Consider the following 22,955-nt stretch of genomic DNA (forward strand, 5'->3'; position numbering starts at 1 on the left):
ATGCGTAACAAAACCATATATCAAGTTGATGCATTTGCGGACGAGGCTTTTGGAGGTAACCCTGCGGTAGTAATGATTTTAGATGAATTGCCCTCTGAATCATGGATGCAAAACATGGCCATGGAGATGAATCTATCTGAGACAGCTTTGGTTGCGCCAAATGGTCTCGGTCATGATATTAAATATTTTACGTCAACGGTTGAAATTGCGCTATGCGGACATGCTACTTTGGCTTCTGCCCACATTATGTATCAATTAGGAATCAAAACGCCAAATGAGTTGATTCACTTTAGGTCAAAAGGTGGGGATTTAACTATTTCTAAACAAGGGGATTTTATTAGAATGACATTTCCACAGTATAAACTTTCAGAAATAGAAACTCCCCAAAACTTTTATGACTTAGTGGGCTTTGAGCCAATTGCCACGTATCATAGTGATTACGACTGGATTGTGGCAGTGGCTGAAAACCGGAAAGCTATTGAAAACTGCACGCCTGATTTCAATGCGCTCAAAGCAAACGGACTCGGTCGATTAATGGTAACTTCTGAGGGAAAATCAGAAGAAGTTGATTTTGTGGTGCGCTGTTTTGTGCCCCAAGCGGGTATAAATGAGGACCCCGTAACCGGTTCGGCGCATTGTGCTTTGGCCCCTTTGTGGGCCGAGAGGCTCGGGAAAAATCAAATGGTTTCTCATCAGATTTCTAAACGAGGGGGTATTTTGCACCTTGTCTTAAATGACGACAACGTTGAAATAAAGGGAAAAGCAATTACCATTTTTGAGGCAAAATTGAAGCTATAATTTATATCTTAGCACGATGCTTTCCAAAAAGACAAAATACGGCTTAAAAGCTCTAACTTTTATTGCAAGAAGTGGGGATGATGTTCCAGTTCAGGTCAGTGCTATAGCGAAAAGCGAGCAAATTCCTCAGAAGTTTCTCGAGAGTATTTTATTAACCTTGCGAAAAGCAGGAGTTTTAGGTTCTAAAAAAGGAAAACATGGAGGTTATTATCTGAGAAACAAACCTTCTGAAATCAAAATGACTGACGTCATGCGTGTTCTGGAAGGCCCAATCGCCATGGTGCCTTGTGTAAGTTTGAACTATTATGAAAAGTGTGATGATTGTCCGGACGAGCATAAATGTAGCGTACACAGATTGATGATTGAGGTACGTGATAGTACCCTTAAAGTGTTAAGAAATACCACTTTAGCAGATTTATCTAGGGTTTAGCCATTGAAAAATTAATAGTATAACGCCATTTCCTTGTAAGTTTTGTTCATTTTATCGTCAAAATACTCCAATATTCTAAAAAGTAAGCTCGAACCTTTGTAGAGCGGAAAAAAGTATTACTTTTGTAATCCCTATTAAATTGATAGGATTAATATAAAATAACGACAAATGATTGCGCAGATGTTATTAAAAAGTAAAGAGAAGTCCACTTATAAGGAAGATAGTGCCGGCGAAAAACCAATTAGAAGTGTTGCCAAGGCGTTAAGTTGGAGGGTAGTAGGGACTTTGGATACGCTTTTGGTTTCGTATATTTTAACAGGAAGAATATCTCTGGCCGCTTCAATAGCATCCGTGGATTTTGTGACGAAATTGATTCTCTACTTCTTTCACGAACGTTTTTGGAATCTTATCAAATGGGGGAAATAAATTGATATGGGTATGTTTACAGAAAATCAAATAGAAATATTAAATAAAGAGTTTGAAACCGCAACGCCAGCTGAAATTATTCAAAAGGCTTTTGAGCTGAATAACAAAGCTGTTGTTACCACTAATTTCAGACCGTACGAAGCTGCAATCCTTCATGCGGTGAGCCAGGTGGAAGCTAAAACTCCTGTAGTTTGGTGTGATACAGGTTATAATACGCCTAATACTTACCGTCACGCGGAACAGGTGGTTAAGGATTTGGATTTGAATGTCTTTTTATACGTGCCAAAGCAAACTTCAGCACATCGCGACGTGGTGATGGGCATTCCTTCTATTGACGACCCAAAACATGCAGAGTTTACTGAGCAGGTAAAGCTAGAACCTTTCAAAAGAGCTATGGATGAGCATAAGCCAAATGTGTGGTTCACTAACCTGCGTCAGGGGCAAACGACTTTTAGAAATAGCATTGGAATTTTTAGTTTGAGCAAGGATGGCGTTTTAAAAGTTAGCCCATTCTATTATTGGTCTGACGAAAAATTGGATACTTATTTAGAAGAGAACAACTTGCCAAACGAGTTTAAATATTTTGACCCAACTAAAGCATTGGAAAATAGAGAGTGTGGTTTACACGCATAATCAGTGGGCAGTGACAGTAAACTGTGAAACAGATAGGAAATTAAAATAATAACAAAAACTCTTGCTCCGCCCGAGTAAGAATCCCTCCCTTTTGGGGAGGTTAGGAGGGGCTTTTATTTATGAATAAAGATACATCACATATCAATTCACTAGAAAACGAAGCGATATACATTTTTAGAGAAGTAGCAGCGCAATTTGAAAAGCCAGTGTTGTTGTTTTCAGGTGGGAAAGATTCCATAACATTAGTAAGGTTAGCCCAAAAAGCATTTTATCCAGCTAAAATCCCATTTCCGTTGATGCATATTGACACAGGGCACAACTTCCCTGAGACCATTGAGTTTAGAGACCGTTTGGTTAAAGAATTAGGTTTGGAATTGATTGTGCGCAATGTTCAGGATTCTATAGACGAAGGAAAAGTGAAAGAAGAATCGGGACGTTACGCCAGTAGAAATATGCTGCAAACCACCACGCTTTTGGATGCTTTGGAGGAATTCAAATTTGATGCGGCCATTGGTGGTGCAAGGCGCGATGAGGAAAAAGCAAGAGCTAAAGAACGTATTTTTTCCGTTCGTGACGATTTTGGTCAGTGGGATGAAAAAAATCAGCGACCGGAGTTGTTTGACATGTTGAATGGTGAGATTGATCATGGACAAAACGTTCGTGTATTCCCCATTTCAAACTGGACAGAGCTTGATGTTTGGTCTTACATCGAAAAAGAAAATATTGAAATTCCATCAATCTATTTCGCGCATAAAAGAAAAGTGTTCTTAAGAGATGGTCTGATTTGGTCTGCTGAGGATGATATTGTTTACCGAGATGAAGAGGAAGAGGTATTTGAAGAAATGGTGCGTTTTAGAACGGTTGGAGATATGAGTTGTACAGCGGCTGTGCTATCGGATGCGGTTTCAATTTCAAAAGTTGTTGAAGAAATTAGAGATTCTTCAATTTCAGAACGTGGTGCTCGTATTGACGATAAACGCTCTGAAGCAGCCATGGAAAAACGTAAACAACAGGGGTATTTCTAAAATTTGCAGTAGCAAATTTTGCCTTTGGCTATTGGCTTTTAGCTTTTAGCTGAAAATTAAAAACAAAATTTAAAATATAAATAAGCCAAGAGCCAAAAGCTAAAGGCTAACAGCCATAAAAAATGGAAGTATTAAAAATAGCAACAGCAGGAAGTGTAGATGATGGAAAGAGTACTCTTATCGGGCGTATTCTTTACGATACAAAATCATTAACTACAGATAAATTGGAAGCCATTGAAAATACAAGTAAACAACGTGGATACGATTACTTGGATTTTTCTTTGGCCACAGATGGTTTAGTTGCGGAAAGAGAGCAAGGCATTACTATTGATGTAGCGCACATCTATTTTTCAACGAAGAATAAGAGTTACATCATTGCGGATACCCCAGGTCATGTGGAGTATACACGTAACATGGTAACAGGGGCTTCAACCTCTCAAGCTTCGATCATTTTAATTGATGCTAGAAAAGGGGTGATTGAGCAGACCAACCGTCATTTTTTCATCAATAATTTATTGAGAATTAAGGATGTTGTGGTTGCCATTAACAAAATGGACTTGGTGGATTATTCTGAAGAGGTTTACAATAATATCAAGGCTGATTTTGAAGAGCTGATGAGCAAGCGCGATTACCAAGATCAAAAAATTTCATTTATTCCAATTAGCGCCTTAAAAGGTGATAATGTGGTGAATGGATCTGATAACATGCCCTGGTATAAAGGTGAAGCTTTATTGGAGCATTTGGAAGCCATTGACAAAGCAGATATTTTCAATGTAGGGACGCCACGCTTCCCAGTACAATATGTGATTCGCCCTAAAACAGAGGATTACCACGATTTTAGAGGATATGCAGGTAAAGTTTATGGAGGTGATCTTAGTGTAGGTGATGATATCATCGTGTTGCCATCAAAAACACGTTCAAAAATTAAGGATATCTACTTTTATGATGAGAAATACGAGACGGCTTCTAGACGTTCTTCGGTTACAATTACTTTAGAAAACGATATAAACGTGAGTCGTGGTGATATGATTGTGAAAGAAGGTGATTTACCAACCATCGATAAGCAATTTACGGCGAATGTATGTTGGATGGATACGAATGAATTAGTTCCGGGCGGCAAATACATTGTACAACATGGCATCAATAAAGTGTTAGCAAAAGTAGATCGTATCAATCATAAAATCAACCCTGACTATTCTGGTTTTGAAACTGGTGTAACAAGCTTAGGAATTAACGATATCGCTTCGGTGACGTTCAAATTGAACAAGCCAATTTTTTACGATCAGTTTAAAAACCATAGAACTAACGGGTCATTCATTATAATCGATACACAGTCTAACAATACAGTTGGTGCTGGCTTCATTCAGTAAGCCCCCTAGCCCCCGAAGGGGGAACTAGCAGGTTTGCGGAATAAATAAAATAAAAAAGTGAACCTGCAAGGTTTCTAAAACCTTGTAGGTATGAAATAAAAGAAACAATAAATAACAAAGGTTTTTACTCCGCCCGAGTAAGAATCCCTCCACAGGTGGGGAGGTTAGGAGGGGCCTCTAATATGCAAAGTTTTAGAACAGAAATAGAGAATCCAGTTGTTGAAAGAGATATTATTGAATTAGCCAATAAAATTGAGCTGTTTCACAATGGAAAGATTGATGAGGAAAAGTTTAGAAGCTTACGTTTAGCACGTGGAGTTTACGGTCAGCGTCAAGAAGGCGTGCAAATGATTCGTATCAAATTGCCTTACGGAAAAGTGAAGAGCAATCAATTACACAGAATTTCTGATGTTTCTGATGAATATTCTAGAGGAAGATTGCATATCACTACGCGTCAGGATATTCAAATTCACTATGTGGATTTAAACAGAACCCCTGAGCTTTGGGCGGAATTGGAGCGTGATGATGTGACGTTGCGTGAAGCCTGTGGTAATACAGTAAGAAATGTAACAGCTTCTGAAACTGCAGGGATTGACCCTAACGAACCTTTTGACGTGTCCCCTTATGCGGATGCGTTATATAAGTTCTTTTTACGAAACCCAATTTGTCAGGAAATGGGACGTAAATTCAAGGTGTCTTTCTCGTCTTCAGATGAAGATACAGGATTGTCATACATGCACGATTTAGGATTTATTGCTAAAATCAAAGATGGTGTTCGCGGATTTAAAGTGATGATTGGTGGTGGACTAGGTTCACAACCACGTCATGCTGATGTGCTATATGATTTTCTGGAAACTGATAAAATCATTCCAGTAATGGAAGGTGTGTTGCGAATTTTTGACCGTAATGGTGAGCGTAAAAGTCGCGCCAAAGCGAGAATGAAATTCTTAATTAAAGATATAGGTTTGGATGCCTTTAAAGAATTAGTTGAAGCTGAACAAAATGCGATTGAATTAAAATCAGTTGCTATCGATGCTGATGCTTTCGAAGCTTCTGTTCCAGTTGAAATAACTGAAATTCCAATAGTTGAAATCAAAGACCAAAAAGCTTTTGAAACTTGGAAGTCAACCAATTTAATCCCTCAAAAGCAGGAAGGTTATGTGGCTGTCGGAATCAAAGTATTGTTAGGTGATTTCTATACAGATAAAGCGAGATTATTAGCCGACTTAGTTGAGAACTATGCCGCTGGAGAAATTCGTCTATCATTACGTCAAAATATCGTGATTCCTTTTGTGAAAAGGGAATTAGTACCGTTTTTCTACACTGAATTGGAAAAGTTAGGTTTTGTTGAAGCAGGCTATAATAAAGCTGTGGATATCACCGCTTGCCCTGGTACGGATACCTGTAATTTGGGTATTGCCAGTAGTACGGGTATTGCTGATGAATTGGAGCGTGTGATTAAAGCCGAATATCCGCAGTATTTAAACAATGAAGATTTGGTGATTAAAATCAGTGGGTGTATGAATGCATGTGGACAGCACAATATGGCAAATATTGGTTTCCAAGGGATGTCTGTACGTACACCAGACAAATTGGTTGCCCCTGCGTTACAAGTGCTTTTAGGTGGTGGAAATTTAGGTGATGGAAACGGCGTTTTTGCTGATAAAGTGGTAAAAGTACCGAGCAAAAGAGGTCCTGAAGCATTGCGAAGAATTTTAGACGATTACGAGGCTAATTCCAATGGAAAATTATTTGTGGACTACTATAAAGAAAAAGGCGAGAAGTATTTTTACGATTTCCTTCAAGATTTACAGGATGTTAGCAATTTAGCAGATGCCGATTTTATTGATTGGGGTACTGAAGAAAAGTATGTAAAAGAAATTGGTATCGGCGAGTGTGCTGGTGTGGTAATAGACTTAGTGGCGACATTGTTCTTGGAAAGTGATGAAAAGATAGAGAATGCTAAAGAATCTGTTGAAAACGGTGTGTACTCAGGAGCTATTTATCATGCCTATAGTTCTATGGTGAATACAGCTAAGGCACTATTAACGGCGGAGAAAAAGAAAACGAATACACATGCGAATATCATTGCTCAATTTGATGCCATTTTTGTTGAAGCTGGTAAAATAAAGTTAACAGATAGCTTTGCTAATATTGTGTATCAAATCAATAAATTTGCACCTTCAAAAGAGTTTGCTTTAAATTATATCGAAAGTGCAAGCAAGTTTTTACAAAACGCTAGGGCTTATAGAGAATTAGAATTAAACCTTGCTAAAAAAGCTGTTTAAATTTCAAATGAGTATTAAAACCCCAAAATTAACGGTTGTAGGTGCAGGCCCAGGTGACGAAGATTTAATTACCCTTAAAGCAATTAAGGCAATTGAATCTGCTAACGTTATCCTTTACGATGCACTTATCAACGAATCCTTACTAAAGTATGCTTCGGAGGCTACCGAACTTATTTTTGTAGGGAAACGTAAGGGGTGTTATGCCTTTCAGCAAGAACAAATTAACGAGTTGATTGTCTCAAAAGCCAAAGAAAAGGGACATGTGGTAAGGCTTAAAGGGGGTGACCCATTTATTTTTGGTCGAGGAGCGGAAGAAATTGATTATGTGAGACAGTTTGGTTTAGAAACCTTTGTAGTGCCCGGGATTTCATCATCAGTTGCAGTGCCGGCGTATCAAGGAATTCCTTTGACAAAACGAGGAGAGTCAGAAAGTTTCTGGGTAATCACAGGGACTACCAAACATCATAAATTGTCGATGGATGTTGCGCTGGCGGCTAAATCAACAGCCACCGTCGTGATATTGATGGGAATGGGCAGATTAACGGAAATCGTGGAGATTTTTTCAAAAGAAGGAAAAGCAGAGACGTCCGTAGCTATTATTCAAAATGGAACTAGGGAAGATGAAAATGTAGGTATTGGAACGATTGAAACCATAGAAGGCATTGCCAAAGAAAAGCAATTGGCCAACCCGGCAATTATCATTATCGGAGATGTGGTAAAGGAAAGAGCGGTTTTGAGTTCTATTTATAGTGAAGTGGCGCAGGGTTAAATTATGGAAAGGAATAATTTATATCCCATTTTTTTAAAGGCACGAAGCCTAAATGTGTTGATTGTTGGTGGAGGGTACGTAGCTGAAGAAAAATTAACGTTCTTACTAAAATCAAGTCCGGATGCCCATGTAACGATGGTATCGCCCATGTTTAGGGAAGGTACGGTAGAACTGGCCGAAAAGGGCGATGTAAAGCTGATTGAGGACACCTATAAAAAGAAGTATCTGAAGGGAAATCATATTGTTGTTGCGACGACAGATATACCTGAGGTGAATGTGAAGGTGCATAAACATTGTCGAAAGCGAAGCATTTTGGTGAATGTAGCCGACAACCCACCATACTGTGATTTTTACATGGGTGGGATTGTAACGAAGGGCAACGTAAAAGTGGCGATTTCAACCAACGGAAAATCGCCAACGACAGCGAAACGTTTGAGACAATTTTTTGAGGAAGTGATTCCCGAAAACATTGACGATTTGGTGAAGAATTTAAACGAATATAGAAAAACCATAAAAGGAGATTTTGAGGAAAAAGTAGAAACCCTCAATGAATTCACAAAAGGATTAATACAAAAAAAAGAATCATAACATGATTAAGACGGATATACTCATTATAGGAGCTGGGCCAACAGGTTTGTTCACGGTTTTTGAAGCGGGACTATTAAAGTTAAAGTGCCATTTAATTGATGCATTGCCTCAGCCCGGAGGTCAATGTTCAGAATTATATCCTAAAAAGCCTATTTATGATATTCCTGGATTCCCTGAAATATTAGCTGGGGATTTAACAAGAAACTTGTTAGAACAAGGGAAGCAGTTCGAGCCAGGGTTCACTTTAGGAGAGCGCGCCGATACTGTTGAAAAGCAAGAAGATGGAACTTTTATTGTAACAACGAATAAAGGGACTAAACATCAAGCTCCGGTGGTCGCTATTGCCAGTGGATTGGGCAGCTTTGAGCCTAGGAAACCAGCCCTTGACAGCCTTGTGGACTACGAGGATAAAGGTGTTGAATATATGATTAAAGAACCTGAAATGTATCGCGATAAAAATGTGGTAATTGCAGGTGGAGGAGATTCGGCTTTGGATTGGAGTATCTTTTTAGCTGATGTTGCTAAAAGCGTAACATTAATACACAGGCGTAATGAGTTTAGAGGCCATTTGGATTCTGTCGAAAAAGTGCAGGAGCTAAAAAATGATGGTAAAATCAATTTGATTACTCCAGCGGAAGTAACCAATATCATGGGTGATGGTAAAGTTGAAGCCATCGAAATCACTAAAAAGGACGAGGAGCCTTTTAGATTGGAAACAGACCACTTTATACCTTTGTTTGGGTTGTCTCCTAAATTAGGGCCTATCGCCAATTGGGGCTTAGAGATAGAGAAAAATGCCATAAAGGTAAATAATGCACTGGACTATCAAACCAATATACCCGGCATTTTTGCTATTGGAGATGGTAATTACTATCCCGGAAAGCTAAAGTTAATTCTTTGTGGTTTTCACGAAGCGACTATAATGTGCCAAGCGGCCTACAAAATTATTAACCCAGGAAAGAAATTTGTATTGAAGTACACCACAGTTTCTGGGGTTAATGGTTTCGATGGCACACGAAAGGAAGCACCAAAAGCGGTAGTTCAAGCTATAAATTAAGTATAAGCTTTATAAATAAAAATCCCGCGAGTTTTCTTTTAAGTTCGCGGGATTTAATGTTTAAATACACCAGATTGTTAGGGATAAGTTATATTTTTATCCACTGAAATTTTTAAAATGTAATCAAGGAAATGAAAAGTTACAACGTTTGCTTAAAGGACACGGTTAAGACGTTCACAAAAAGACTGTTTTACTCTTTATTCGATTGTGAGCAAGAAGAAACTTATGGCGAATATTTAGAGCAGACGTTCCTTAAGATACTTTCGGCGTTGGAGATTGAAAACGGTACAGAAATATGGGCCAGTTTTAAAGCAGAGCTTCCTAAAATTAGGAAAAAACTGGATTTGGATGCTATCGCTTTTGAAAAGAACGACCCGGCTTCCCATAGTTTAAGGGAAATTTACCTGGCCTATCCAGGATTTTATGCAATTTCCATTTACCGTTTAAGTCATGCGCTTTACAAGCGAAACGTATATATTTTGCCAAGGATGATGAGCGAGTACATTCACGGGATTACCGGGATTGACATTCATCCCGGGGCAACCATAGGCGAATCGTTTTATATCGACCACGGTACAGGTATTGTGATTGGGGAAACCTCTATTATTGGAAAAGGCGTGAAAATTTATCAAGGGGTGACTTTAGGAGGTATTTCAGTGGCGAAGAGTTTGGCTAAAACCAAACGTCACCCGACTATTGAAGATGACGTTTGCATCTATGCGAATGCCACAATTTTAGGTGGTGATATTGTAATTGGTGCCAATAGTATAATTGGAGCTAACGTATGGATTACTGAGTCGGTACCTGAGAATTCGTTGGTGACCTATCAAACTGAAATTAAAATAAGACCGAAAAAGAATGGCATTCGAGAATAGTATTATTGGTCAAATAGGGAATACACCTTTGGTGGAAGCGACGCATTTGATTAACAAAAAAGGTGTGCGACTGTTTTTGAAACTGGAAGGAAATAATCCAGGAGGAAGCGTTAAGGACAGGCCAGCTTTCAACATGATTAATGAAGCCTTAAAGCGAGGTGACATCAAAAAAGGAGGTACTTTGGTGGAAGCCACAAGTGGTAATACGGGTATTGCTTTGGCGTTTATCGCAAAATTATTAGGGTTGAAAATGGTATTGATTATGCCTGAAAACTCCACCGAAGAACGGGTAAAAACCATGCGTGCCTACGGAGCGGAGGTAATTTTAACCCCTGCAGATATTGGTATTGAAGGGTCTCGTGATTTAGCGTTTAAGTTGAGAGATGAAAAAGGATACACCCTTTTAAATCAGTTTGAAAACCACGATAACTGGAAAGCCCATTATAAAACTACTGGCCCTGAAATTTGGAAAGCGACCGAAGGTAAAGTGACCCATTTTGTGTCAGCAATGGGAACAACAGGCACAATTACGGGCGTTTCAAAATATTTAAAGGAGAAAAACAAAGACATAACTATTGTTGGAGCACAACCAGCAGACGGTGCTAGAATACCTGGCATCAGAAAATGGTCGCCAGAGTATGTGCCCAAGTTTTTTGAGCCAGAACGTGTGGACATCGTTGTAGATGTTTCAGAAGAGGACGCAAAGGCCACAACCATAAAACTGGCAAAGGAGGAAGGTGTATTTGCGGGGATGAGCAGTGGAGGTTCTGTGTTTTGTGCCTTAACCACTGCTGAACGAATTGAGGAAGGGGTTATCGTTGCGATAATTTGTGATAGAGGGGATAGGTATTTATCGTCAACATTGTTTGAATAAAAAAAATGAAACTTCCTGCAAGGTTTCCGAAACCTTGTAGGTATAAATTGATTGAAAATGTCAAATATTAGAAAGGCTTTAAAAGAAAGAATTTTGGTTTTGGATGGTGCCATGGGTACTATGCTTCAAGCCTATAAATTCACTGAGGAAGATTTCAGGGGTGAGCGATTTAAGGATTACCCCATTCCTTTGCAAGGGAATAACGACTTGCTGTCCATAACTCAGCCCGAAGCGATTAAAACCATTCATGGGAAATACTTTGAGGCCGGAGCAGATATTATTGAAACCAATACGTTTTCGGGCACCACAATAGCCATGGCCGATTATCAAATGGAGGATTTGGTATATGAATTAAACTACGAGTCAGCTAAAATAGCCAAAGAAGTAGCAGATGAATTCACGGCAAAAGAACCTCATAAACCGCGCTTTGTTGCGGGTTCCATTGGGCCAACAAACCGTACGGCAAGTATGTCACCAGATGTGAATGATCCAGGATATCGAGCCGTTACTTTTGACGAATTGCGTATTGCTTATAAACAACAAGTAGAAGCATTGGTTGACGGTGGTGTGGATTTGTTATTGGTGGAAACCGTATTTGATACCCTTAATGCCAAGGCAGCGCTTTTTGCCATAGAAGAAGTAAAAGCGGAGCGTAATATTGATATCCCAATTATGCTAAGTGGCACGATTACCGATGCTTCAGGAAGAACTTTGTCTGGACAAACCGCGGAAGCATTTTTAATTTCAGTATCGCACGTGCCCTTGTTATCCGTCGGATTCAACTGTGCTTTGGGTGCCAATTTATTGCAACCGCATTTGGAGGCCATTGCCAATAAAACGGATTTTGCCATTTCGGCCCATCCCAATGCGGGGTTGCCTAATGCATTTGGTGAATATGATGAAACTCCAGAACAAATGGGAGAGCAAATTGAAGAATATCTAAAAAAGAATTTAATCAATATTATTGGCGGATGCTGTGGTACTTCACCAGAACATATCAGAGTGATAGCAGATATCGCCTCAAAATATCAACCCCGGGAAATTGTCACGCTGAGCGCAGTCGAAGCGTCTCATTAATTTCAAAATGAAAATAAAACAAACCAAATACATGAAACTTTCGGGATTAGAACCACTAATCCTTAATGAGAACAGCAACTTTATAAATGTTGGAGAACGTACCAATGTTGCGGGTTCTAGAAAGTTTTTACGCTTAATAAAAGATGAGAAATTTGATGAAGCTTTAGATATCGCACGTCATCAGGTAGATGGTGGTGCACAGATTATCGACATCAATATGGATGACGGTTTGATTGATGGAAAAGAGGCGATGGTACGTTTCTTAAATCTAATCGCCGCCGAACCAGATATTTGCCGTGTACCTATTATGATTGATTCTTCCAAATGGGAAATTATCGAAGCGGGACTTCAAGTGGTTCAGGGAAAATGCGTGGTGAATTCTATTTCATTAAAAGAAGGTGAAGAGAAATTTATTTGGGAGGCTACTCAAATTAAGCGTTACGGTGCGGCCGTAATTGTGATGGCTTTTGATGAAGTGGGCCAAGCCGATAATTATGAGCGACGAATTGAAATTGCTAAACGGTCGTACGACGTTTTGGTAAACAAAGTCGGTTTTCCGTCAGAAGATATCATTTTCGATTTGAATATATTTCCTGTGGCTACCGGTATGGAGGAGCACCGCAAAAATGCCATCGATTTCATTGAAGCTACCCGTTGGGTGAGAGAAAATCTTGAGAATGTTTCCGTAAGTGGTGGTGTGAGTAACGTATCATTTTCGTTTAGAGGAAATAATATAGTTCGGGAGGCCATGCATTCTGTGTTTTTATATTATGCGATACAGGCAGGTATGAATATGGGAATTGTAAACCCGGCAATGTTGGAAGTTTATGACGATATTCCAAAGGATTTATTGGAGCATATTGAAGATGTAATACTTGATAGACGTGATGATGCTACAGAACGTTTACTGGAATTCGCCGAAACTGTTAAAGGGACAAAGACCGAAAAAACGGTGGATTTATCTTGGAGAGAGGGTTTTGTTCAAGACAGAATAACACATGCTTTGGTTAAAGGTATCGATGCTTATATTATTGAAGACGTCGAGCAGGCAAGATTGGAGGCTACCAAACCTATAGAAGTGATTGAAGGTCATTTAATGACTGGGATGAATGTGGTTGGCGATTTGTTTGGTGCAGGGAAAATGTTCTTGCCACAAGTCGTAAAGTCAGCGCGAGTGATGAAAAAGGCTGTGGCCTATTTGAATCCATTTATTGAAGCTGAAAAATCAGATGCTTCTGAGCCTGTCGGGAAAATTTTGATGGCTACTGTAAAAGGCGATGTGCATGATATTGGAAAGAATATTGTAAGCGTTGTTTTGGCGTGCAACAACTACGAAATCGTAGATTTAGGGGTGATGGTGCCACCCGAAAAAATTATTGAAACTGCAATCAGTGAGCGTGTAGATGCTATTGGATTATCAGGCTTGATTACACCGTCGTTGGATGAGATGGTGTATTTGGCCAAGGAAATGCAAAACAAAAATTTTGAAGTGCCTTTGTTAATTGGTGGAGCAACTACCTCAAAGGCGCATACTGCCGTTAAGATTGATACGCAATATGAAAATGCGGTGGTACACGTTAATGATGCCTCAAGAGCAGTTACTGTTGTTGGAGATTTGTTAAACAAAAAGACTTCTAACGCCTATGTGGCAAAGCTGAAAAAGGATTACGAAGAATTCAGAACCAAGTTTTTAAAACGGGGTAAAGAGAAGTCTTATATCTCTATTGAAGAGGCGAGAAGCAAGAAGTTTAAAATTGATTGGGAAAACGCTGAAATTGTGAAGCCAAAAGAAATGGGGGTTCAAATTTTGAAACAATTAAGTTTAAAAGAACTGCTGCCTTTTATTGATTGGAGCCCGTTTTTTAGAAGTTGGGATTTGCATGGAAAATATCCTGATATTTTGAAAGATGAGGTGGTTGGTGAGCAGGCTACACAATTATTTGATGATGCCCAGGAGATGACACACCAAATTGTGGTGAAACAGTTACTGAAACCGAAGGCTGTTTTCGGTTTATTTGAAGCCAATACGGTAAATGATGACGATATTTCTGTGAAGAAAAAAGGTGAGGAAATTGCAGTATTTAGAACCTTACGCCAGCAATTAAAGAAACGTGAAGGTGTTCCAAATCATGCATTGGCTGATTTTGTTGCCCCCGAAAGCACGGGTAAAATGGATTATATTGGGGCGTTTTGTGTCGGGATTTTTGGTGCTCAAGAATTGGCGGACAGTTATAAGGCCAAAGATGACGATTACAGCGCGATTATGGCTCAAGCCATAGCGGATAGGTTTGCTGAAGCTTTTGCAGAATATTTGCACAAACAAATTAGAACCAAACATTGGGGTTATGCTTTTGATGAGGATTTTAGCAATGATGAATTGATAAAAGAAAGTTATAAAGGCATTCGTCCCGCACCGGGATACCCGGCCTGTCCAGACCATTTGGAAAAAGAAACGATTTGGGAATTGCTGGAGGTAGAAAAGCTAATTGGGGTGACCCTTACTGAAAGTTTGGCCATGTGGCCTGCGGCCGCGGTTTCTGGGTATTATTTTGCAAATCCGGAAGCGAAGTATTTTGGTTTGGGGAAAATTACCGACGACCAAGTAACGGATTATGCTGAAAGGAAAGGTATCGACATTGAAAAGGCTAGGAAATGGTTGCATCCCAATTTAAGCCCCTCCTAGCTAAAAGCCCAACCTAACCTCCCCGATGGGGAGGAACTCTTACTCGTGGGTAAGATTTCGTTTGAGTGAGGTTCCCCTCCTTGGGAGGGGTTAGGGGAGGCCCGCGTTTGAGTGGCGCGTTAGGGATTGAACGGCATGTTTGAGCTCCTCTCCCGATAGCTATCGGGAGAGAGCGAGTAGTGAAAGCCCGACCCTTTGGGTAACGCCCAAAAAATAAAAAAGTATAACTAAATAAGATTCCTGCTTGAGCAGGAAAGTAGAATGAAAGTAACAGACCATATTAAGAACGCAAACGGGAAAACCTTGTTTTCGTTTGAGGTAATTCCACCGAAGAAGGGGAAGAATATTCAGGATTTATACAATAATATTGACCCGTTGATGGAGTTTAAACCTCCATTTATTGACGTGACGACTTCTCGTGAAGAGTATGTGTATATTGACAAAGGTAACGGCCTTTTGGATAAAAGGATTACTAGGATGCGACCCGGAACAGTTGGGATTTGCGCCTCCATTATGCATAAGTATCAAGTGGATGCGATACCACATTTGTTGTGTGGAGGTTTTACCAAAGAGGAAACGGAATATGTGCTTGTGGATTGTCATTATCTAGGTTTGGATAACGTCATGGCGTTGCGAGGTGACTCAATGAAAGATGAGCCGTATTTTAAGCCTTGCGATGGTGGGCATGCTTATGCCAGCGAATTGGTGGAGCAAATTGCAAGTTTAAACCGTGGTAAATATTTGCATGATGATATTGAGGCGGAGCATTACTCCGATTTTTGTATCGGAGTGGCTGGGTATCCAGAAAAACACATGGAAGCACCATCCTTAAAAACCGACCTACAACGTTTAAAAGCCAAGGTGGATGCCGGTGCAGATTATGTGGTGACACAGATGTTTTTTGATAATCAAAAGTATTTTGAGTTTGTTGAAAAGGCTCGGGAAATGGGGATAGATGTGCCCATTATTCCCGGGATTAAACCGATTGCGGTAAAGAGACATTTGCAATTGTTACCACAGGTATTTAAAATAGATTTGCCACAGGATTTAATCGATGCGGTTGAAGATTGCAAGGATAATAAGGCGGTACGCCAGGTAGGTATTGAGTTTGCCATTCAGCAATCCAAAGAGCTGTTGGATTTTGGTGTGCCGGTTTTGCATTATTATTCAATGGGTAAAAGCGATAATATTCATGCCATTGCAAAAGCATTGTTTTAAATAGTACATTTGCAGTACAGAATCCCCAAAATGAAGCTATTTTATACCGGCCTGTTGTGGTTGATTTGTGCCGTTTGTTTGGCCCAAGACAAAACCCATACGTCCTATCTGGATGTCAATTATTTCTCAGGCTACGTTGGGCTTCACAACGATGAAATACTGCATTTAATTCAGGAACATCCCCAAGGTGTTATTGTAAGCTGGAATAAAAAAACCTTTGGTTACGAGGATTGGGAACAATGTTTTGGCTACCCAGACTTAGGATTTTCATTAGCCTATCAAAACTTTAACAATTCTGTTTTAGGAAACAACCTTTCGGTTTACGCCCACTATAATTTTTACTTTTTCAACCGGAATTTAATGCTTCGGATTGGTCAGGGGATGGCCTATAATTCCAATCCTTACGACAGGGAAACCAACTTTAAGAATGTGGCTTTCGGTTCTACATTTATGAGTAGTACTTATGCCATGTTGCAGTATAAAAAGGAGCGGATTTTTGATAGATTTGGGATGCAGGCTGGATTTTCCCTGATTCACTATTCCAACGCCAATGTTAAGGCACCAAACAATGGCACTAATACCATTGCATTTAATGTGGGTGTAACGTATAATTTAGATGAGGAAAATCTGGAATATCAAGATACTTTAGACCGAAAAACGGACAGAAAATTTACCGAACCTATCAAATACAATATGGTATTTAGGGGAGGGGTAAATGAAAGTGACTTGATTGGTAGCGGGCAATACCCGTTTTATATTTTATCGGCCTATGCCGACAAACGTATCAATAGAAAAAGTGCTGTGCAGTTAGGGGCAGATGTGTTCTTTTCTAATTTTTTAAAGGAATTAATTAAATTTAGAAGTGTAGCGTTTCCAGAAGAAAATGTTTCGGGAGATGAAGACTATAAAAGAGTTGGCGTGTTTGTTGGCCACGAATTGTTCATCAACAAATTGAGCTTGTTAAGCCAAGTGGGGTATTATGTGTATTATCCATTTGAATTTGAAGGCCGAACTTATATCAGGGCAGGTTTAAAACGCTATTTTGGAGAAAAATGGTTTGGGACTCTGACCTTGAAATCTCATGGGTTTAGGGCAGAAGCGGTTGAATTTGGGGTTGGCCTAAGATTATAATTTATGGAACAGAGACTGACAATTGTAGGTTTGGGTGTTAGCGATTTGAAATCGGCAACTCAGTTTTATGAAGAAAAATTTGGTTGGAGGAAAACGGAATCGAGCAATGACAGTATTTCGTTTTTCCAAATGAATGGTATCTTGTTGTCCTTATACCCAAGAGAGAAGTTGGCCGAAGATGCCAAAGTGTCTAATGAAGGAAGTGGATTTAAAGGTTTTACCATTGCTTTTAATGCACGCTCTAAAGAAGAAGTGGATGCCATTTTTGAAGATTTGAAGCAAAAAGGGGTTGCTATAGTTAAACCAGCCGAAGAGGTATTTTGGGGTGGCTATAGTGGCTATGTTGCAGACATGGATGGGAATTTATGGGAAATAGCATTCAATCCATTCTTGGCGATGGATGAGAAGGGTAATACATCTGAAGTCTAGTTTATGCTGAAAAGAATAGCTTGCATATCGTTAATTTTATTAGTTTTTGCTTGTGACAGCGAAAATGCCAACGACTGTTTTCAAACTGCTGGGCCACTGGTTCAAAATGAAGTGGTTGTTGAACCTTTTGATAAGATTTTAGTGAACCGCAATGTGGAATTAATTCTGAAAGATGGTTCTGAACAAAAGGTGGTTGTAGAAACCGGTGAAAATCTATTGAACGATGTTGAGGTGTCGGTCACTGATGAAAGGATAACTTTAACGGATCATAACAATTGCAATTATGTTCGTGATTATGGCATTACCAAAATTTATATCACCTCACCAAATATAAGAGAAATACGAAGTTCCACTCAATACAGTATCAAATCTGATGGGGTTTTGTCTTATCCTGAAATCACAGTTGCATCCGAAGATTTTAATGCTCCTGGTACTTTCACAGTTGGGGATTTTATTCTCGAGTTAAATAGTAACACTTTTAGAGCGACATTTAATGGGTTGTCCAGCTGTTTTGTTTCTGGTTCGGTAAATAATTTGAATGTTTCTTTTTTTGCTGGCGACGGAAGGTTTGAGGGGCGGAACTTAATCGCTCAAAACGTTGAGGTACTTAATCGTGGTTCCAATGATATGGTGGTTAATCCGCAGGCAGAAATCACAGGTACAATATCCAGTACTGGAAATGTTATAGCTGTAAACCGGCCACCAGTTGTAGAGGTTGAAGAACTCTACAAAGGACGCCTAATTTTTGAATAATTCCACTGACTGTTTCGCGATTTCAAGCTCTTCATTGGTGGGGATAATCAGTACTTTTACTATGGAAGTTTCAGCACTTACATCTGTAAGTTTGTCCGGTCTTACTTTGTTTTTGTCTTCATCCAAGACGATTCCTAGATAATTCAATTCACTACAAACGCGTCGGCGCATATCAACTGAATTTTCTCCAATACCCGCAGTAAATACGATGGCATCTAAACCGTTCAAAATCGCCGCATAGCTACCGATATATTTTTTTATCCGATAGGCATTCATGTCCAGTGCTAGTTGTGCATTTTTGTCCCCATTGTCCGCTTTTGCCTGAATTTCTCGCATATCGCTGTGTCCTGTTAATCCCAACATACCACTTTTCTTTTGAATAATGGTATTGATTTCTGAAAGGCTGAGATTAAAACGCTCGGCCATATGGAAAATAATGGAAGGGTCTACATCTCCAGAGCGTGTACCCATAATTAATCCGTTAACAGGGGAAAAACCCAGAGAGTGGTCAATACTTTTGCCATCTTTAATGGCAGTCATGCTACAACCATTACCTAGATGAATCGTGATGATTTTTGAATGTGCTTTGTCCAAGTATTCGATGGCCTTCTCGGACACATATTTATGACTCGTGCCATGGAATCCATACAATCGAATATTATGCATGTCTGAATATTCATTAGGAATGGCATATTTATAGGCGTGTTCTGGGATGGACTGATGAAAGGCTGTGTCAAAAACTGCCACCTGTTTGGCTTTTGGAAAAATGGCCTCGGCAACTTCAATACCTTCCAAATTAGCAGGATTATGTAAAGGAGCCAAAGAGGATAAGGCTTTGATTTTTGCTTTAACGTTTGCCGTGATTTCAGTTGTATTGCTGAAATGCTTGCCTCCGTGTACCACACGATGCCCCACAATATCAATAGCATCTGCTGATTTGATAATTCCGGTATCTTTGTCCAACAATTGTTTGGAAACCATTTGCAGGCCTACCTTATGGTTGGGAATGGATTCCACAACTTCAATTGTATCTTTATTTGTTTTGAATTTGAAAATGGCATCCTCAAAGCCGATGCGCTCAATTATTCCTGAACATAAAATCCTGGTATCAGGCATTGAAAACAATTGAAATTTTAGAGATGAACTCCCTGAGTTTAAAACGAGTACCTGCATATTAAAAATCTTGAGCTTGGATTGCGGTTATGATTACGGTGCTATAAATATCATCAGCAGTACAGCCTCTACTTAAATCATTAACTGGTTTGTTTAGGCCTTGTAACATTGGGCCTATAGCCAAGGCACCCGTCTCTCGCTGTACGGCCTTATAGGTATTGTTTCCAGTATTCAAATCAGGGAAAATCAACACACTAGCCTGTCCCGCAACTTCGGAATCTGGTAATTTGCTTTTTCCAATGCGCATATCCACGGCAGCGTCGTACTGTATAGGGCCTTCAATTTTAAGATCGGGAGCGGCGGCTTTTGCAATTTCGGTAGCCTTTCTCACCTTGTCCACATCTTCACCTTTTCCAGAGGCGCCAGAGGAATAGGATAGCATTGCTACTTTTGGTTCAACCCCAAAACTGCGGGCCGTTTCAGCGGATGAAATCGCGATTTCTGCCAATTGCTCGGCATTGGGATTCGGATTGATGGCGCAGTCTCCAAAAATGGAAACACGATCTTCCAAACACATAAAGAATACGGAAGAGACAATATTTACGCCCGGCTTGGTTTTGATGAACTGCAGTGCCGGTCTTAAGGTATGAGCTGTGGTGTGTAAGGCTCCTGAAACCATACCATCTGCATGCCCCTTATATATCATCATTGTGGCGAAATACGACACGTCGGTCATGGCATCTTTGGCCATATCTATATTTACACCTTTATGTTTTCTCAGTTCGTAGAACGTTTTTACATAATCCTCGAAATGTGGAGCGTCTGTTGGGAATACTACGTTTATATCATCCAAGTCCAAAGGGATGTCATATTTGTTGATTTGCTCTTGTATTTTTTCTTTTTCACCTATCAGGGTTAAGTCTACTACGTGTGCATCAATCAGTCTTGCAGAGGCCCGTAAAACCCTTTCGTCATAACCTTCCGGTAAAACGATGTGTTTTTTGTCATTCAAGGCACGTTGCAACAAATTGTACTGGAACATCCTTGGTGTGAAGATATCTGACTGGAACGTAATCAAATCTTCAGCTAACTTATCTGTGTTTACGTGTTTTTCAAATGTGGCGATAGAGGTTTCGATTTTTTCTATGTTTTCGGCATAAATTCTGGATTTTATTTTGCCAATAGCATTGGTGACAAAAAAAGTACCATCTTTTACGCTTATAATAGGTACAACGCTTGAAAGCCCTTCAATAAGTCTAAGTATGGGTTTTTCTGGAATAAGGCCACCGGTTAAAATAATGCCGGATATTTTTGGGTAATTGGCAGAAATGTTTGCCTGTAAGGCTCCCAAAATTATATCGGCCCTATCGCCAGGGGTAATCACCAGCGCGTTTTCTTTTAAATGTGTTAAGTAGTTACGCAATTGCATGGCACCCACGCTGTAGTTTTCGGATTGATTGTTAATCATCTCTTGGCCAAAAAGTACGGTACCCTTGAGCTTTCTAACAATTTCCTTGACCGTTGGGCTTGCCAGACTGCTAATTTTAGGAATGACCGTAATGTCTGTGCCTTCATTGATTCGGGATTTTATCAGCCCTTTTAGAGTGCCGACATCTTTGGGGTCAATCTTATTGGTCATAATTGACAGTACGTCCACTTCTTCTTTGAAGGTGTCATGGGCTAATTGCACGTTTTCTACAATCTCAGAAAGTTCTTTTTTGTCGCCCTGTGAAACAATTATGACCGGCAATCCAAGGTTTTTTGAAATCAAAATATTGATATCAAGCTCCAAACTAGAATTTTCATGCGAAAAATCAGTACCCTCAACCAATACAAAGTCAAAACGTTCTTCAAGATGTTTGTACTTTTTAATGATTTCGTCTATGACATCACCGGATTTTCCTCTGTTGTACAGATCCAAAACCTGGCTTCTCGTATAAGCAAAAGTCTTTTTGTAGTTAATATCCAGTTCAAAATAGGAGACTACCGTATTAATGTGGTTGTCGGGTTCTCCTTCCTTCGTGTCCTCGATAATGGGACGAAAATAGCCCACTTTAGCAGTTTTGCCTAAAAGCATGCGCATTAAGCCCAGAACAACCACGGATTTTCCACTGTTGGGTTCGATGGTTGCTACATAAATTCCCTTGCTCATTGTTGACGTTTTGTAGATTTACAAAGATAGTTTTTTATGTGTTTTAACCAGAAAATAACTATAACTATTTTGTGATTTGCTCGGCAAAATTACAGCCTTGTTGTTTATGGGAAGATGATTTTTATCATACTTTAATTTTATGCAACAAAATTTCTAGGATTTGATGGGGATGGTCCAAATTATTTTGATGTCAATTCTCTAAAAAGTGATTCCAAACTCGCATTTTTTTGATTGAGCTGTAAAATCTTTAATTGATTGTCGTGCGCAAAATCGAACACATATGAGCGCATGTCTTCGGAGGTCTTAAATGTAATTTCGTAAACAAAATCATAGGTGTTTGTCACTTTTTCAACTTTTGGGAGTTTTAAAAGAAAGGCATCCTCCACACGGTAATCAAATTCTACAATTACGGTTTGGACTTTTTCGTTGCGAAGGTCTTTCAGTTTTTTATCAGCAACAATTTCACCTTTATTGATAATAATTACCCTATCGCACATGGCTTCCACTTCCTGCATGATATGGGTGGATAGGAAAACGGTTTTGGTTTTGCCAATGGATTTGATAAGGTTCCTAATATCAATTAATTGATTGGGGTCCAAACCCGTTGTGGGTTCATCTAGAATTAAAACTTCCGGGTCATGTAATAAAGCACTAGCTAGACCTACTCGCTGGCGATAGCCTTTGGAGAGTTGGCCTATCTTTTTGTGGATTTCGGGCGTTAATCCCGTCATTTCGATGACTTCGGCAATTCTTGCTTTATCTACTTTGTAAATGCCCGCATTAAAAGCTAAATACTCCTTTATATACATGTCTAAATATAAAGGGTTGTGTTCGGGCAGATAGCCTACACTTTTTTGAATATCTTGATGTTGTTCGATACCAAAACCATTCACTTTTATACTGCCCGAGGTGGGCTGGATGTAAGTGGTCAAAATTTTCATCATAGTGGACTTGCCAGCGCCGTTGGGGCCTAAAAAGCCTACAATTTCGGGTTGTACCACGTTGAATGAAATGTTGTTTAGGGCTTTTTGATTGCCGTACAATTTGGAAACACCATTGACTTCAATAGACATTTGACTGATTTGTTTTGTCAAAAATAGCGATTCTATAACGCAATTCTAATTTTGCTATAAATTCTTTAAATCTTTTTAAAAAAGTCAAAAAAAACGTTTTGGGGTGCTTTGATTTCTTGAAATATTAATTACTTTAGCCGACGTAATTATGAGAACGACAACATTTTATACATACTTTAGCTTTTTTTATTTC

Annotated in this window: 21 protein-coding genes; 18 read left to right on the forward strand and 3 right to left on the reverse strand. The window is 39.5% G+C overall.

The window, feature by feature from the left end; genetic code table 11:
* From ACFSR8_RS03500 to ACFSR8_RS03585, 18 genes are all read left to right on the forward strand, one after another.
* Positions 1–798: a PhzF family phenazine biosynthesis protein gene (locus tag ACFSR8_RS03500; protein WP_380289065.1), complete on the forward strand. Its 798-nt coding sequence runs from the start codon at positions 1–3 to the stop codon at positions 796–798.
* A gap of 16 nt (positions 799–814) precedes the next feature.
* Positions 815–1,228, forward strand: coding sequence for an RrF2 family transcriptional regulator (locus ACFSR8_RS03505; RefSeq protein WP_380289067.1), 414 nt, complete (start codon positions 815–817; stop codon positions 1,226–1,228).
* 168 nt (positions 1,229–1,396) lie between these two features.
* A complete protein-coding gene (locus ACFSR8_RS03510; RefSeq protein ID WP_186560334.1) occupies positions 1,397–1,654 on the forward strand; it encodes a DUF2061 domain-containing protein in 258 nt (85 codons plus the stop codon).
* A gap of 12 nt (positions 1,655–1,666) precedes the next feature.
* Positions 1,667–2,287: a phosphoadenosine phosphosulfate reductase domain-containing protein gene (locus ACFSR8_RS03515; RefSeq protein WP_380289070.1), complete on the forward strand. Its 621-nt coding sequence runs from the start codon at positions 1,667–1,669 to the stop codon at positions 2,285–2,287.
* A gap of 119 nt (positions 2,288–2,406) precedes the next feature.
* The gene (cysD, locus tag ACFSR8_RS03520; RefSeq protein ID WP_380289072.1) at positions 2,407–3,312 is read left to right on the forward strand and encodes a sulfate adenylyltransferase subunit CysD; all 906 of its coding nucleotides are present in this window, start codon (positions 2,407–2,409) and stop codon (positions 3,310–3,312) included.
* A gap of 122 nt (positions 3,313–3,434) precedes the next feature.
* Complete coding sequence (locus ACFSR8_RS03525; protein ID WP_380289073.1) at positions 3,435–4,682, forward strand: sulfate adenylyltransferase subunit 1; 1,248 nt, start codon at positions 3,435–3,437, stop codon at positions 4,680–4,682.
* Between the two features lie 182 nt (positions 4,683–4,864).
* A complete protein-coding gene (locus tag ACFSR8_RS03530) occupies positions 4,865–6,970 on the forward strand; it encodes a HEPN domain-containing protein (RefSeq protein ID WP_380289075.1) in 2,106 nt (701 codons plus the stop codon).
* A 7-nt stretch (positions 6,971–6,977) separates the two neighbouring features.
* Positions 6,978–7,739: a uroporphyrinogen-III C-methyltransferase gene (gene cobA, locus ACFSR8_RS03535; RefSeq protein WP_380289077.1), complete on the forward strand. Its 762-nt coding sequence runs from the start codon at positions 6,978–6,980 to the stop codon at positions 7,737–7,739.
* Between the two features lie 3 nt (positions 7,740–7,742).
* Positions 7,743–8,327, forward strand: coding sequence for a precorrin-2 dehydrogenase/sirohydrochlorin ferrochelatase family protein (locus ACFSR8_RS03540; protein WP_380289079.1), 585 nt, complete (start codon positions 7,743–7,745; stop codon positions 8,325–8,327).
* 1 nt (position 8,328) lies between these two features.
* Positions 8,329–9,384 carry an NAD(P)/FAD-dependent oxidoreductase gene (locus ACFSR8_RS03545; protein WP_380289081.1) on the forward strand — a complete coding sequence of 352 codons (1,056 nt, stop codon included), beginning with the start codon at positions 8,329–8,331 and terminating at the stop codon, positions 9,382–9,384.
* Positions 9,385–9,515: 131 nt separating this feature from the next.
* Entirely contained in the window at positions 9,516–10,259 is a 744-nt protein-coding gene (gene epsC, locus ACFSR8_RS03550) for a serine O-acetyltransferase EpsC (RefSeq protein ID WP_380289083.1), read from the forward strand.
* Positions 10,243–11,133 (forward strand): cysteine synthase CysM, encoded by an 891-nt coding sequence (gene cysM, locus ACFSR8_RS03555; RefSeq protein WP_380289085.1) that lies wholly within the window; start codon positions 10,243–10,245, stop codon positions 11,131–11,133. The genes epsC and cysM overlap by 17 nt, the downstream gene beginning before the upstream one ends.
* Positions 11,134–11,190: 57 nt before the next feature.
* Positions 11,191–12,210: a homocysteine S-methyltransferase family protein gene (locus ACFSR8_RS03560; protein WP_380289087.1), complete on the forward strand. Its 1,020-nt coding sequence runs from the start codon at positions 11,191–11,193 to the stop codon at positions 12,208–12,210.
* A gap of 7 nt (positions 12,211–12,217) precedes the next feature.
* On the forward strand, positions 12,218–14,893 hold the full coding sequence (gene metH, locus ACFSR8_RS03565; protein ID WP_380289089.1) for a methionine synthase: 2,676 nt from the start codon (positions 12,218–12,220) through the stop codon (positions 14,891–14,893).
* A 261-nt stretch (positions 14,894–15,154) separates the two neighbouring features.
* Positions 15,155–16,111: a methylenetetrahydrofolate reductase [NAD(P)H] gene (gene metF / locus ACFSR8_RS03570; protein ID WP_380289091.1), complete on the forward strand. Its 957-nt coding sequence runs from the start codon at positions 15,155–15,157 to the stop codon at positions 16,109–16,111.
* A 30-nt stretch (positions 16,112–16,141) separates the two neighbouring features.
* Positions 16,142–17,242, forward strand: coding sequence for an acyloxyacyl hydrolase (locus ACFSR8_RS03575; RefSeq protein ID WP_380289093.1), 1,101 nt, complete (start codon positions 16,142–16,144; stop codon positions 17,240–17,242).
* 3 nt (positions 17,243–17,245) lie between these two features.
* Positions 17,246–17,671, forward strand: a complete 426-nt coding sequence (locus tag ACFSR8_RS03580; RefSeq protein ID WP_380289095.1) for a VOC family protein — start codon at positions 17,246–17,248, stop codon at positions 17,669–17,671.
* Between the two features lie 3 nt (positions 17,672–17,674).
* Positions 17,675–18,424, forward strand: coding sequence for a head GIN domain-containing protein (locus ACFSR8_RS03585; RefSeq protein ID WP_380289097.1), 750 nt, complete (start codon positions 17,675–17,677; stop codon positions 18,422–18,424).
* Here ACFSR8_RS03585 and ACFSR8_RS03590 read toward each other — a convergent pair.
* From ACFSR8_RS03590 to gldA, 3 genes are all read right to left on the reverse strand, one after another.
* Positions 18,410–19,597 carry an acetate/propionate family kinase gene (locus ACFSR8_RS03590; RefSeq protein WP_380289098.1) on the reverse strand — a complete coding sequence of 396 codons (1,188 nt, stop codon included), beginning with the start codon at positions 19,595–19,597 and terminating at the stop codon, positions 18,410–18,412. The genes ACFSR8_RS03585 and ACFSR8_RS03590 overlap by 15 nt on opposite strands.
* Before the next feature lies 1 nt (position 19,598).
* Positions 19,599–21,689 carry a phosphate acetyltransferase gene (gene pta / locus ACFSR8_RS03595; RefSeq protein ID WP_380289100.1) on the reverse strand — a complete coding sequence of 697 codons (2,091 nt, stop codon included), beginning with the start codon at positions 21,687–21,689 and terminating at the stop codon, positions 19,599–19,601.
* Between the two features lie 179 nt (positions 21,690–21,868).
* Complete coding sequence (gene gldA, locus ACFSR8_RS03600) at positions 21,869–22,762, reverse strand: gliding motility-associated ABC transporter ATP-binding subunit GldA (RefSeq protein WP_380289102.1); 894 nt, start codon at positions 22,760–22,762, stop codon at positions 21,869–21,871.
* Positions 22,763–22,955 lie beyond the last annotated feature (193 nt).

The sequence above is a fragment of the Hyunsoonleella rubra genome (assembly GCF_042684665.1).
In the GTDB taxonomy this organism is placed as follows: Bacteria; Bacteroidota; Bacteroidia; order Flavobacteriales; family Flavobacteriaceae; genus Jejuia; species Jejuia rubra.